Annotated in this window: 12 protein-coding genes; 2 read left to right on the top strand and 10 right to left on the bottom strand. The window is 50.4% G+C overall.

All coding sequences use genetic code 11. The features are described from left to right. Positions 1 to 39: 39 nt before the first annotated feature. The 5 genes from BLQ82_RS08495 to BLQ82_RS08475 all read right to left on the bottom strand — a co-directional run bounded on the left by BLQ82_RS08495 (position 40) and on the right by BLQ82_RS08475 (position 5,107). A complete protein-coding gene (locus BLQ82_RS08495; protein ID WP_062528311.1) occupies positions 40 to 1,068 on the bottom strand; it encodes a Gfo/Idh/MocA family protein in 1,029 nt (342 codons plus the stop codon). Then, the gene (locus tag BLQ82_RS08490; RefSeq protein ID WP_062528312.1) at positions 1,065 to 2,258 is read right to left on the bottom strand and encodes a radical SAM/SPASM domain-containing protein; all 1,194 of its coding nucleotides are present in this window, start codon (positions 2,256 to 2,258) and stop codon (positions 1,065 to 1,067) included. The genes BLQ82_RS08495 and BLQ82_RS08490 overlap by 4 nt, the downstream gene beginning before the upstream one ends. Then, positions 2,258 to 3,379 carry a glycosyltransferase family protein gene (locus tag BLQ82_RS08485; RefSeq protein ID WP_062528313.1) on the bottom strand — a complete coding sequence of 374 codons (1,122 nt, stop codon included), beginning with the start codon at positions 3,377 to 3,379 and terminating at the stop codon, positions 2,258 to 2,260. The genes BLQ82_RS08490 and BLQ82_RS08485 overlap by 1 nt, the downstream gene beginning before the upstream one ends. Before the next feature lie 148 nt (positions 3,380 to 3,527). Continuing rightward, positions 3,528 to 4,868, bottom strand: a complete 1,341-nt coding sequence (locus BLQ82_RS08480) for an ATP-grasp domain-containing protein (RefSeq protein WP_074648050.1) — start codon at positions 4,866 to 4,868, stop codon at positions 3,528 to 3,530. Then, positions 4,865 to 5,107 (bottom strand): acyl carrier protein, encoded by a 243-nt coding sequence (locus BLQ82_RS08475; RefSeq protein WP_062528315.1) that lies wholly within the window; start codon positions 5,105 to 5,107, stop codon positions 4,865 to 4,867. Before BLQ82_RS08475 ends, BLQ82_RS08480 begins: the two co-directional genes overlap by 4 nt. Positions 5,108 to 5,263: 156 nt before the next feature. On the opposite strand from BLQ82_RS08475, the gene BLQ82_RS08470 reads away from it, so the two are divergent. After that, the gene (locus BLQ82_RS08470; RefSeq protein ID WP_062528316.1) at positions 5,264 to 6,184 is read left to right on the top strand and encodes an AraC family transcriptional regulator; all 921 of its coding nucleotides are present in this window, start codon (positions 5,264 to 5,266) and stop codon (positions 6,182 to 6,184) included. Beyond that, complete coding sequence (locus BLQ82_RS08465) at positions 6,162 to 7,148, top strand: hypothetical protein (RefSeq protein WP_062528317.1); 987 nt, start codon at positions 6,162 to 6,164, stop codon at positions 7,146 to 7,148. Before BLQ82_RS08470 ends, BLQ82_RS08465 begins: the two co-directional genes overlap by 23 nt. A 118-nt stretch (positions 7,149 to 7,266) precedes the next feature. Here the strand turns inward: BLQ82_RS08465 and BLQ82_RS08460 are convergent, their stop codons facing one another. The 5 genes from BLQ82_RS08460 to BLQ82_RS08440 all read right to left on the bottom strand — a co-directional run bounded on the left by BLQ82_RS08460 (position 7,267) and on the right by BLQ82_RS08440 (position 13,498). Beyond that, positions 7,267 to 8,028: an IucA/IucC family C-terminal-domain containing protein gene (locus tag BLQ82_RS08460; RefSeq protein WP_062528318.1), complete on the bottom strand. Its 762-nt coding sequence runs from the start codon at positions 8,026 to 8,028 to the stop codon at positions 7,267 to 7,269. 37 nt (positions 8,029 to 8,065) lie between these two features. Next, positions 8,066 to 9,079 carry an ABC transporter substrate-binding protein gene (locus tag BLQ82_RS08455; RefSeq protein WP_062528319.1) on the bottom strand — a complete coding sequence of 338 codons (1,014 nt, stop codon included), beginning with the start codon at positions 9,077 to 9,079 and terminating at the stop codon, positions 8,066 to 8,068. Between the two features lie 235 nt (positions 9,080 to 9,314). Continuing rightward, complete coding sequence (locus tag BLQ82_RS08450; protein ID WP_062528320.1) at positions 9,315 to 11,060, bottom strand: AraC family transcriptional regulator; 1,746 nt, start codon at positions 11,058 to 11,060, stop codon at positions 9,315 to 9,317. Between the two features lie 142 nt (positions 11,061 to 11,202). Further along, positions 11,203 to 12,402 (bottom strand): Ger(x)C family spore germination protein, encoded by a 1,200-nt coding sequence (locus BLQ82_RS08445; protein ID WP_062528321.1) that lies wholly within the window; start codon positions 12,400 to 12,402, stop codon positions 11,203 to 11,205. Beyond that, complete coding sequence (locus BLQ82_RS08440; protein WP_062528322.1) at positions 12,395 to 13,498, bottom strand: GerAB/ArcD/ProY family transporter; 1,104 nt, start codon at positions 13,496 to 13,498, stop codon at positions 12,395 to 12,397. Before BLQ82_RS08440 ends, BLQ82_RS08445 begins: the two co-directional genes overlap by 8 nt. Between the last annotated feature and the right edge of the window lies 1 nt (position 13,499).

Raw genomic sequence — 13,499 nt, 5'->3', positions numbered from 1 at the left:
ACTCTCCGGTGACCGGGAATCGCTGTTTTGATTTTTGGGTCATTGATGGTTTGCTTCACGATAGACCTGGTGCTGCTGCGCCTCTGCCATTATGATGGATTGCATTTGCACCCGTTCCCATGTGGCTTCCAGCTGCTCTGCCCTTTGCCCGCTCATGATTTCTGCAAAAGCTTCCAGCTGGTTCACATAATAGTTCATCGGCTCGAATTCGCAAAGGGTGCTGCGGTTATCCGGAAGGTCATGCCGTATTTTGATTTTGTAGAACCCTTTGACCGGACGGAAAAAATCCGGGATTGTCAGCACAGTATGATCAAAATACAGGGTATGCGAGGCTCGAAAAGGCTGCTCAAAGGAAGTGAGGCATTCGGCTTCCAGCCCATTCGCATATTTTAGCGCTGCCTGAAAGGTCCAGTCGCAGCCATCCGGCCCGTCAAATGTGGACTGCGCCGTAACCTCCCTGGGCTGAAGACCCACAAGGGTCTGCAGGAACTGCAGCCAGTAGCAGCCCAGATCAGCAAAAGCGCCTCCGCCCTTAGCTTTGACACTGCGGTAATTTCCGGCATGCCTGTCTTTGGCAGGTACAGTAATCCGTGTCTCGATCCTGTGCAGCTGACCAAATTGCCCCGATGCAACAATGGATTTCAGCGCCTGCTGCCAGGGATGAAACGCGATCATCAGGCCTTCGGCGAGCTTCGGGGCGGACAGTCTTTCTTTTACATTCCTTAACCGTTCAGCTTCTTCAACATCCAAGGCAATCGGCTTTTCTACCAATACATGCTTACCAGCATTCAGAGCCCGGACTGCCCATTCTGTATGAAGCTCATTGCTGAGCGCAATATATACGCCATCCAGGCCGTCCAACTCCAACAGCTCATCCAGACTGCCCGCTACATAAGGAATCTGGTAAGCTTCCGCCATTTTTGCCGCTTTTTCAAATGTCCGGTTTGCGATTGCGGCTACACTGACAGTCCGAACATACCGTGCAGGCTCCAGTATAGCTGGCGCAGCGATGTTCGAGGAGCCCAGGATACCCAGCCGATAGGCAGTTGGTCCACATTCACTCTTCATACATGTGTCAGCGCAGCATAGGTATTCAGGTACAGCACATTGCATTTGGAACAAGCTGGCGACAAGCCTTCATCCAGAATCCGCCGCAGCCGGTCGTAGCGGTCCGAGTTCCATATTTCCGTCAGGGACAACTCATTCACGTTGCCAATGGCCAGCTCGCCAAAAAATTTGCATGCACTCACCATGCCGTTCGGGGCAATATCAACCCTGGTGCTGAGCGCCAGACATTTCGACGTACTGCGGGACGCCATCGGCCTGCCGGCCACAAAATCTTCGATTTCATCAAAGTCGAGCCCCGGCTGGTAACGGATTCTTGTATTTTGCCAAGTGTTGCTGTTGATCCGTTTCAGGTCTTCGGTTAGCCTTGTGACATTGCCGGGCTTAATATGGTATTTGAAGGCATGCCAGCTGCTCCGGTGATCCGGCGCAAGCTCCGCCAGCCACTGGAAGTGTTCATCGTAAAAGCGGTCCATTTCCAGGCTGGTTTCTGCAGAAATATACCAGGGGAAGCAGAGCAGCACCAGATCGACACCCTTTTGCTCAAAAAATTCCACCAGCTCATACAATCTGCCGATCATATTATCATTAATCACATTATGCACAGAGATCCGGCCGCGGAAGCGGCCTTGCTTGCGCAGTTCAAGCAGCCGTTCCACGTTCTCGATCACTTTGTGAAACGATCCTTTGCCGCGCAGAAAATCATGCTCCTCCTCGAACCCCTCTATCGGAATCAGCAGCTCCAGATTGTCCGAGATTGCACACAGCTCTTCTTCATACTTATGAATCAGATAAGCATTAGTGCAGATCGTCGTATCGCGGGGATGCTCTTTCAGAAGCTCCAAAATTTGCTTCGTATCCCGGTGAAACAGCGGCTCGCCTCCCCATAAATACAGACGGGACTGTGCTTCATCCGTTTCCTGCAAAAGCTTGCGGATCATCTCCAAATCCATATCCAGATTCTGCTCGGCGGTGTCCATATCATGATGATAGCCGGATTCATTCCATTGGTAGCAATGCTTGCAGCGGAGATTACAGCGGTTGGTCAGCTTAAGTGACATTATCTCCGGCATAACGGTTTTGAAACCGGGATCACGCTTACGTTCTCTGTGCGGAATGACGACATTCTTGATCGTGCGTTTCAAAGCCTCAAAGGATTTGGCATCCAGGTTCACTCTGCTGGTAGGCTGCATTAGCTTCTCCCTTCTGCTGCGGATAATTGTTCCGCATAACTTGCGGCATAATCTGGATATCGGCCTCTGGCTGCCTGGAGGTTGTCCGACAGCTTAAGCAATTCCTCCCGGTCAAAGCCTGTCCCGGCCCACTCCCCGTAACGAATGCCGTAACCAAGCTCTACCCACAGATCGCTGTTGATCTTCTCATGCGGGCCAAAAGGGTCCAGCAGCACCAGCGGAGTGCCTGAGGCCAATGAATCAATCAAGGCCCCTCCTCCCGGTTTGCTGATTACAGCAGATGCCTGCCGGATGACACCATACATCCCCTCCTGATAGTGGCGGCAGGGCGGAAAGTGGTTGGCCTGGTTGCCGGTTACCTCTGCAAAAGGCGGGAAGGTATACTGCCCGCTGCTGTCGCGGAGCCAGGTCGGCCACTCCGGGTCGTTCATATAATAACGTCTTCCGTGGATTGCCTCTCCAATCTCCTCAGTACTGTAGGCGGCGATATCCAGCTCATACCCTGCCGACTCCAGGGCATCGAACTTCTCGCGGAAGGTTCCAATTCCCCAGCCGCCGCCATGAACAACCAATCTCCCGTTTCTTGCCGTAGCGGGCAGCGCTTCCAGGGGGCCGGCATCTATGCTGCAGAGTATCTCCCGCTTCTCGGGATCATACATGCTTACTTCATGGTAACCTTCCGCATAACCGGGATTCAGCCTGCGGAGATTCTTCCAGGACGGTGAAAGATCGGCATCAATATATAGCAAGTCGGCATACATAGGCAAACCGGCAGTTTCACGGTATCTGTCCATCACATGTACCCAGTGCCCGGATAATACTATGAAGTGCTGTCTTTCTTCCTGCCGCCATTGCTGGAATAACCCTTCAACGGCTGATGAATCAAGGCTGCTCCGGATATCCGCCGGTATTTTCTGAGAGGTCAGTGCTACCGCAAAATTCTTCTGGTACGCTTTGCGGCTGTCGTCCGTCAGCTTTTTTTTGCTGTCAGACATTAATGTTTCAAAAACCTCAATCTCCGCCTTGATGCCAAGTGCCTTGAGTCTCCGCGCAATCAGCAGGCCGGGCACATAGAAGCCCAGACCAAAACCAGAACATAGAACAGTCACGGTGTTGTTCATTGGAGGGTTCCTTTCAAAATATAATTTATATTCTTCGCGCTATAAATTCCTTCTATTTCCCGCTGAAACGAGTACCTGAAAGCGATACGTAGTATCGCTGCTTCGGAAGGATAAGCTTCTCTAAGGACGGCGCAGCCGTTTCCACTTGTTAACGCAGTATAGTATAGCCATTGCGCAAAAGCGATTCTTCCAGCTTGCCTGTGAGTCTGTTTTTGCGGTCTTCATTCCGGTAGGCGAGTGAGGCATACAGCTTACCCTTGGCAGAACCCGCGGAACGTGACGGGACCTGAGGCTGGAGTGTACCTGAAGACAAAGGAATCACGCCTTCTCCCTCTGCCGGCGAAAATAATATGCCAGCCTCCTCCAACCGCTGCAGCAGCTCTCCATAACAAACCTCTCCCATGGTTGCGAGCGGTACCTGTATTAGACAGGTGTGCATCCCCTCATGCTTGAGATGGCGGTCTATATTATGCTTAATCAAACTCATCGACTTGCGGGCATTGATCTCTACCAGAGGTGCGAGACTCCCGTCACGCAACAGCATGGAATCCACGCATACATCGCCATGATAACCGTCTGCATACAGCTCCCGTCCAATATTGTGCATGATTTCCCAATAGCCTTCCCGGTTCAGCGTTTCGAGCAGCGTCGGCTCCGGGGAATGGGACTCACCGAAGGCAAAGCCATGATTGACCAGCTGCTGAACAGACAATATCGAGATCTGGCCTTCAGCATCGATGTGAAACTGACAGGAAAAGTCTGTCTCCCGGTTCAACAGGGGCTCAAGCACAAAGCGGATTCTTTTATCCTTGTTCCGGCTGGACTCCAGATACCCGGCAATTCTGCGCAGCATGCGGTCAGAGTCCACGAGCTGATTTCCTTTGCCGGATACACCGTACTCATCCTTGATCAGAAAAGACCCCTTCTCCAGCAGCTCCTGTCCTGATTGCAGCAGCTCCTCCACACTGTGAACGATCCGGGCGATATTCGGCAGCGACAGCCTATCCCGCATAGCAGCAGAGTAGGTTTTGGTGTTCACTGTGCGCACGGTCTGTTCATCCGGGAGTCCGGGCAGAAGCTTATAGCGCCTAACCGCCTCCTCCGTCCCGGGAAGCACGGCAAAAGGTTCAAGCAGCGATCCTTCCGGTATTAACCTATCCGGCTCCTGCCCGGGGCCTAGCCTGCCCAGCAATTCAAACACATTCAGTGCGTTCTGGTCTGTGTCCGGTTCTTGGGCTCCTAATATTAACGGATTCATATTCGTCTTGAATGAATATTTGAGAGATTGCAGATAGTCATATTGAGCTTGGTCCATGCCATGACGGGTTAATAGAATATCCCCGCTCCTGCAAAAGACAAACAGCATTTCATCCATCGCCTGAACGATAGCCAGCGCCCTCGCATCAGGAATGGACGGCAGAGCGGCCAGGTCTTCCTCCCGCCAGTACCGTTCCGACTCCAAGCTGCCGCAGTGCACAGCCTTCCTCATCGCACGGTAAGCCCGGCAACATAAGCGGAGAAACGGTCTACCGATTTCAAATGTTCCAGATCAAAGGTATCGAAATCTACTTCGATATCGAATTCGTCTTCGATTCTCAGAATAAAGTTGATGATTTGCAGCGAATCGAGTGCGGCATCCAGAGTCAGATCGGAAGCCCCGTTCAGCGTCTGAAGCAGGCCCGGCTCCTCCTTGATTTCAGCGATAATCTCAATGACCTTCTGCTGCATGTGTATACCCCTTTCAGTGTGCATATTAGGAATGAATGAAATGAATATACCAAAAAACCAGATGTTAATATATGGTTGAATGCGCCAAAATATTCAGCTATACTAGGGTGGATTCCAGGTCTATATCCTAAGGAAGTAGGAAACGGAGGCTTGTCTATGGAAGTTTTTCCGGTATTTACTGGGGAATATCTATTTGACTCCTGTTCACCGGTTCAAATGCTCCTGACTCAGGAAACGGTCACTTCCGTACGTCATCAGCATGATTTTTTGGAGCTCGCTTATGTGGTTCAGGGGGAAGGAATTCATCTGGCAGCTGAGGATAAAATGCAGGTTGTTCAAGGGGATTTGCTAGTTATACCGCCTGGGGTGTCCCATGTCTTTCACCCGCAGGACCTGACCGGTTCCCAGCCGCTCATCATTCTCAATTGTATGCTCAGGCCTGAGCTTAGCAGGATTCCCAGCGAACTGTCAGGACAATTCTCTGAAGAGGACATGTTTCCATTGCTGAAGCTTCTGGAATTGAAGCAATGGTTCGGATACAGGGATAATAATGTGGAGCTTTCCTTTTTACTCCGCCGAATGCAGGGGATTCATAACAATGGTTCCGCTGAGGATCAACAGCAGCTGTACCCGCTGCTGTTCAAGCTGGCGAACCTCATACTGCCTGCTGCAGCCGTCCCCTTCACTCAGCAGCCCGAGATTGACGAAGATCCGCTGCATGACGTCATTCTGTATATGATCAGTAATTTCAGCGAGAAAATCACACTGAAGGAGATTAGCCGGCAGATTGCGATGAGCTCCCGCCAGTTTCAGCGGTTATTCAAAATAAAGACCGGCAGATCCTACATCCAGATGCTCCAGGAAATCCGCATGAAATACAGCTGCATGCTGCTGATGTTCACGAAGCTTGGGATACAGGCTATTGCGCTGGAGGTCGGAATTTACGACATGAAATATTTCTACCGGCTGTTCCGCGAATACAGCGGGATGACTCCTGCTTGTTATCGAAACCGGTTTCGCAGTCATTTTTTGTCGGCAAAGGAGATGATGAACATTGCTGAACATTGTTCCCGTTAAGAGCACCCCCTACCCCACACTCCGCAGCTGCATCGATGACTGCATTCATTCTGTGGCGCAATGGCAGGGAAAGGACAGCAAGTGCATGTACGGAAATGCCTGGCAGGTGTCCTTTGAAGAACAGCAGTTCCCGGATCAGCCGTTGATTGAGCGGTTAGCCCTGCCGCGGATCAGTACAGAATCTCTGTCTGCGTACCATGGCCTTATGTTCACTTATATTGAACGGAAGGAGCCAGAAATGGATAAGAACTTCATGCTCGACATGCTGGAGAGCCGGTTGTCTTCAGGAATGCCGGTCCTGGTCGGATTCGATTCCTATGACTGCCCCTGGTGTCTGGCCTTCCGCAAGCTGCATACCAGCCATGCCTGTCTCGCCGTTGGACTGGACCGTACAAGCCACATCATCTATTTAACGGATGCCTACTATGGCAAAAAGCTTGAAGCTGTGGATTTCGATGTCTTTCAGCAAGCCTGCCATTTCTATGCATTATTTGAGCTTTGCGATTCTTCGCGTTCATACACAGATTGGCAGACTACGCTTCAAGGAATGCTGAGCACCCCTTTCAATCAGGTTCAGCCGGGCCAGGTTGCCGCTCACCTCAGAGCCTATGCCGACACCTATCTGAATACGGGGATCACCGCCGATTGTCCTGCTGAATACAGCTCTAACTTCATGCTGGCAGCCAACACCCTGCCAATCCACCGGATCCGGTTCAGCCTGTTCCTGCGTCTGCTTAACCGTGAGGCCGGCCTGACCGCACTCTCTCAAGCTGCTGAGGGCTATCAGCATTCAGGAGAGCAGTGGAATCTTATAAATCAATTCATGATCAAAGTGATGTGTTCAGGCAACAAGCTATCTCAACGGCGGAAGATTCATAAAAAAATGCATGAAATAATCAGCCTCGAAGAACAGCTCCTGGAGGAATTGGCACAACTGGCGGTTCGGATTGAATCTGTTCGATAATCTCCTCACGTACTCACCGGGCTTACGCCTAGCAAACAAAGCGCCGCCCAGAGAATCGGGGCGGCGCAAGTATGAAGGGATACCGTTCAAGGAGTACTTATTCCGGGATCGCCTAGGTTCACTTCTTCGGACAGTTGGAGCAGTAATCCGCGCTGCCCGCGACTTCATAGTAGAAGCAGCAGGTTTTGCGGACCCGCAAGGGAGAACCAGTGACCGGTGAGCTGGCCGGACGGCTGTAGAAACGGCGCAACGGATTGTGTTTTTCTCCGAATAGGGCGCCTGGAGCCTGCTCAATCAAGTACTGGAAGTCTGCCTGTCCCCGGGCCTTCTCCTGCGGGTCCACTGACAGGCCGATTCTTTTCTCGTAGAGCGAGAATACGCGCACTGCCACATTTTCCCACAATATTGCTTTCGGCACATGCGCCACTCCGGACATCACTTGGATTAGCCGGCCCAAATTCCCGGCAAAAAGCGCCTGAAGCAACATATCGCGCCAACCCTGCCGTTCGCCAGTTTCAGGCATAGCGGCATTTGCTTCGGCCAGACTGACATATTCCAGCCAGGAGTAACCCGGCGGTGAGGCAAGCCAGCAGTTTCCGGCCGAAAAGTCCAGCCCCTTATTGTACACTGTCATGGCGTACAATAGAGGGACAGCGGTTAAGAAGGCGTACCTTTTTATAAATTGTGAAGCTGTAACTCCTCTCGAGGGGGAATCCAGAAGTACGCTCAACCGGTCCAGGTAATCAGAACAGGCCTGAACTTCAATTAACTCTGAAGCTTTTACAGAATATGCGCTGCAAGGTCCGGTATGCTTATGCAAGCTGAAATATTGGCTTAATCCAGCCCATTCCTCTTGTGCGAGCGGGGACTGAATATTCAAACACAACCCCTCCTTGGATTCTTAGTGTAACATTGCTTTAGTTAAGTGCCTCGGCAATCTGATCGACAATCAGATTAATGGCTATGGGTCCATAATAACCGATCCATTGTGCCGTATTTTCTTCATATACCCGGTTGTCTTTTACCGCACTCAGATTTTTCCAGACCGAGGTACTTTGAAATTCAGCCGTCAGTGCCTTGTTCGTATCATCCTGAAGCAGGAAGATATGGTCAGCCCCAAGCTCCGGCAAAACTTCAATCGAGATCATCGAACTTGTATCCGAGCTGTTTACGGCCATTGGGGGAGGAGTCAGTCCAAGGTCGCCGTACAGAATCTGGGAGGTTCGATGCGAAGTGTTTTGAAGACGAATCATGCTATCCCGCGGACGGATCAAGGCAACCGTCTGTCCCTTCATCTTGCCGGCCAGCGCAGCTTTTAGACCGCTCACCTTCTGATTGTAATCATCGATCAGCTGCTGTGCCTGTTCTGGCTCGCCCAAAACCTGCCCGATCTTCAACATTACCGTTTTCCAGTCTTCATTGCGCTCAAAGATAAGCGTCGGAGCGATTTTCTGCAGCTCATCGTAAATTTTGTCATGGAACTCCGTGCCGATAATAAGATCCGGGTTCAGCGAAATGACCGCTTCCACGTTCGGTTCTTCATACGTTCCAATTAAAGTAACATTGTCCATTTGAGTTCCCAAATATTCGGGAACTGCATTGTCGGTTCCGGCTACTACGCTCCCCGCCGGCTTCTTTCCCAACGCCAGCAGCTCATCTGCGTACTGAACATCCAGCACGACAATTCTCTCGGGTACTTTCTCCAGCGTCAACTCGCCCTTCAAATGTTGAATCGTAACAGGTGCTGCCGGTGCGGGCTTTGCTTCGGAGCTTGAGCCTGCGACCGGTTCTGGTGCGGCTTGTGTCTGATCCGCTGTTGTTCCTTGCGTTTTCCCGCTGCCTTGATTTGATGGGTTGGAGCAACCCCCAAGCAGCATAACAAGACATATCAACAGGCTGATGACCCCCGGGCCTTTTAAATTCGGATGCATAAGTGTTGTCCCTCCTATCCCTAATTGATAATGATACTCATCATCATTACAACACTATAATGACTCAGGTCCTTCCCGGCAATGGATACTTGCGACATCCGCAATGGATTATGGCGACACAAAAAAACACTGCCGCCCGATTTGAAAATCCGGATTCAGCAGTGATGATGTCAAGGAACAGGCTGCCTCGCCGTTTGTCCACCCTCTTCATAGCACAGCCAATCTGCTATTTCGCTTACAGGAACACTTCCTCCACTTGATCTACCACCCGATTCAACGCAATCGGACCGTAATAAGCGATCCACATGCTCATTTTGGCAGGATACACATGCTCCTGCAGAACAGCACGGAGGTTTTTCCAGGTCGCTGTATTCTGAACCTCATCCGGCCAGGTGTCCAATTTGCCGCCGGTCAATACAAAATAATGGTCGGCATCCAGCTCACGCAAGCCTTCCAGGGGAATCATCGAACTGGTGCGTTGGCGGTGAACGGCCTGCTTCGGAGGACACAGTCCCAAATCACCGTATAAAATCGCAGCCGTCCGGTGAGCGCTTGTATGCAGTCTGATATGATTGTCCTGCGGACGGATGACGGATACCGACTGTCCATGCAGCTTGGCGGCCAGGACCGTTTTCAGCCGTCCGGTTTTTTGTTTGTACCTCTGCAGGATCTGCTCCGCCTCTATTTCCTTGCCTACGATACGCCCGATGATCCGCAAGGTTTCCTTCCAGTCGTGATTTCGCTTGAGCATAATGGTTGGCGCAATTTGCGCGAGATTGCCGTAAATACTTTTTTGAAACTCGGTGCAGAGGATCAGATCCGGCGCGAGCGCCTGCAGCCCTTTCAGATTAGGTTCATTTTTCGTCCCCAAGGTCCGTACCTCGCGCAGGCTGCCGAGCAGATACTCAGGGAAGCCAGCCGGGTCCCCGCTCACCGTAACACTTCCGGCCGGCTGCACACCCAAAGCAAGCATATGGTCCGTAAACTGGGGGTCCAGCACGGCAATTTTCTCCGGCAGCCGCGCGAGCGGGAATTCGCCCTTAAGATGGACGATTGTCCGCAAGGAGCGGCGGAAAGCGGTATTCAGCAGTTCACTTGCGGATTTTCCAACGGGCACAGACAGTCTTTCTGATTCAGCTTCGCCAGATTGCCGTGTCCATTCCCGGTACGTGCTGGGAGAAATGCCCGTGCAGCGTTTAAATAAGCGGCTGAAATAATAGCTGTCCGCATAACCTACAGCTTCAGAAATTTCTTTAAGCCCGGCATTTGTACGGCTGAGCATCGACTTGGCCTGGTCCATGCGCACCTGCAGCAGATAGTCAATTGGTCCAACCGCCAGCCGTTTTTTGAACAGCCGCTGCATGGTGCGTGAGCTGCATTTGAACAGCTCCGCTAGAGTGTCCGCAGTAATCGGATGCGTATAGTTTTCATCCATATACCGGACAGCTTGAAGGACCATATCCGGTGAAGCAGGCTCTGGCTTACGGCGCTGCAGCTGATCCATCAGCTCGCATATGAACTGGTAAAACAATAACTTTACCTGCAGCTTAGCGAGTGCTTCCGGCCGTTCCCATTCCTGAACCATACGGGATAAGGTGGCAGATAGCGAAGCGGTATTGGTGGCTGCCAAACCATAATGTCTATCAAATGGCCTTGTACGCTCCAGCAAATCAAGCAGTTCCCGGCTGCAGGACAGAGGTAAATCGGCCTTATACTGAACCCGATAACAGCTCAATGGAACAGCTACGTCCGTGACCTTGAGCACTGCATCTTTACCCGCATGAAAAACATATCCATTCTCCAATACCCTCTCTTCCCCGGCCAGCAGCAGCCGGGCCCGGCCTTGTGCCGTGAATAATATAGTACTTTCTGAAAGCCGCATGAGATGTGGCTGCCCGCTGACCGGCAGCTCGATGCGCCGTACATCCATAATTTTCAGCACAGCTTGATTCCACAATATAAGGTGATCTTCTACAATCATATTCTAATCTCAACTCCTGAAAGCATCTCTAAAAAAAACACCACCAGGGTAGGCGGTGTTTGAGGAAAATAGATTTTTAGAGATAATGATAATCACTATCAATTATAATCATTAATTCTTCAGCTGTCTATGGCTCAAATCTTTATTCAATGAATGATCCAAAATCTGTAATTTTAAGCTTGATATCAAAGGTGACTGGAGTACGGCTGAAGGTTTCATCCCAATGATCTTTCAGCTTCTTCCATTCCTGCGGCTCTTCCACAGCAAGCCGATCTCCAAATCCGGCTACGTCTACTTTGTAATCCGACTGCATCTTCTGCATAAGCGATTGAATCATGGCGGCTAGTCTCTCTTCGAATATTTCCTGCAATTTTTCAAGATATTCTTTCTTAGAGGACAGCCCAGGGTTCTTCCACGTTTCGATTAACCGCCCTTCGGATTCAATATTCACGTGAAACACCGGCTGGTGATCTTTGTTCATTTTTGCCGAGATTTTACTTTTTGCCGACTTAATCTCATAGGTCACGGTTTTATGATCCGGATTGTAGGTTTTGAGCGTTCCGCCTTTTACTTCCCCCTTTATCCATGCGATGCTCTCAATATCCTGCTGATCCAGATTTCCAATCCACTTGCCGGTGTCCCCCTTAATCACCCCTCCGCCTGAGAACTCCACTTCCTGATTCGCTTCAACGATATTCTGCAACACAAAGGTTTTTTTGGCATACATCAGCGCATCAAGTTCGGATGTAATGATGCCCTTCATAATTCTGTTGTTTCTAAAACGGTTCCGCGTCATGCCTCTAATGTGAAAAGCCGGTATTTCATCGCCATATTTCGTTTTGAGTATATCCGCAGCCCGCCCTTCACTCATTAAAATTAAGCAGCTGGGACGAATGTCATTATCCCGCAGCACAAAATCCATCAAATCCTGTATTCGCTGCTCCTGCAGCAGCTGCTTGGAAATCACAATAACCTTCAGGTGATGCCCAATCACCGGGTGATCCAGACGAATGGCGAACTGGCGCAAAATTTCCAATACTGAATCGCCTGTTTCCGAAATATTGACGTAGTTATGCGCTTTGGCACCGGTATCCGCTGTTTTGTTGGAATTCTCATAGGACTGTTTCGGGACAATCTCAATCGTTACTGTAATTTTATTGTCTTTAAAATAGCTTCCTCCTTCTTTCTCAAAGGTCTGCTCCACCTGGCTTGGTTGTCCTGTATCCATAGTTAGCGCCGTGTACATGCTCAGATCTTCAATCTCATTGCTGCTCCAGCAGCCGGTCTCTGCCAGCAGAAGTGCAGCGGCCAAGAAGGTAAGGAATAATCTGTGTCTATACATTCTGCTTCAGCCCCTTCCTCCGAACGATCAGAATCAGGGACAGAAGAACCGGCAGCAGGAAAAAAATGCCTATACCCATCTTCCCGATCGCGTCGCCAATAGCAAATACATCGTTGATGCGTACAGGAACCATGGTTGCCAGGAAAATGAACGGCATCAGTCCGAAAATTATCGGAGCCATCTTTAGTTTAAACAACTGGGAGATTCCCAGTGATGCGTTGAAGAAGAAGCTGCAGAAGTTGCAAAACATCTGCATCATCCAAATGACGAGCAGCGGGAATTCCAGACGTTCAAAAAAGAAGCCTGAAATTTCAAAGCTGCGGATCAGGTCAATCGTAGGCCATGTGCTTGTAATCACTGAATCTACCGACAGTCCGCCAATGGACATGACCACAGTTATCAAGTACAACACCATCGGAATCCCAATCCCGGTTAACATGGCTTTGACAGCTTGCTGGGGATGCTGCATAAATGCTGTTATTGTCATTACAACCTCACAACCGGTGTACACCAAGATTGTTGATTTTAGTCCCCTGAGGACCGGCATGATTCCGTCACCCAATAACGGTCGCAAATGATTGAGATCAAACAGTCTCCCACTGAAGAAATAGCACAGCAGAAGAACGAATATGCTGACCGGAAAAATAATCTGATACACTCTGGCGATTGAATTAATCCCTCCGAAGACCAGATACCCCCCCACCCAGATAAACGGGATGACAATGGCCCAGATAGGTGTGCCTTCAAGTAAAAAAAACATGGTGATCTCGGCAAATACACGAATCTCAAAACCTGCAATTACGATGAAGTAAACAATCAGCAGCATGGAAAGAAAGCTCCCTGGAATGCTGCCTGCAATTTGTCTGGAGTATTGATAGACTGTTTTCCCGGGGAATTGCTGGCTAAGCTTAACCATCAGCACGATAACCAGCATGATAATGCCGCCTCCCAGCAGAACCGAAATCCAGGCATCCGGAGTTTTGGCGGACTCGGTAACTGATCTGGGCAGCGTCAATATTCCTGCACCGAGAACAGTGTTTGTCAAGAATATAGCAGCCTGTGTGGATGTGATTTTTGGGTCAGAGCGTTCAAACACT

It is taken from the genome of Paenibacillus jilunlii (genome assembly GCF_900102965.1).
In the GTDB taxonomy this organism is placed as follows: domain Bacteria; phylum Bacillota; class Bacilli; order Paenibacillales; family Paenibacillaceae; genus Paenibacillus_AQ; species Paenibacillus_AQ jilunlii.
This window is presented reverse-complemented; position numbering and strand designations above follow the sequence as displayed.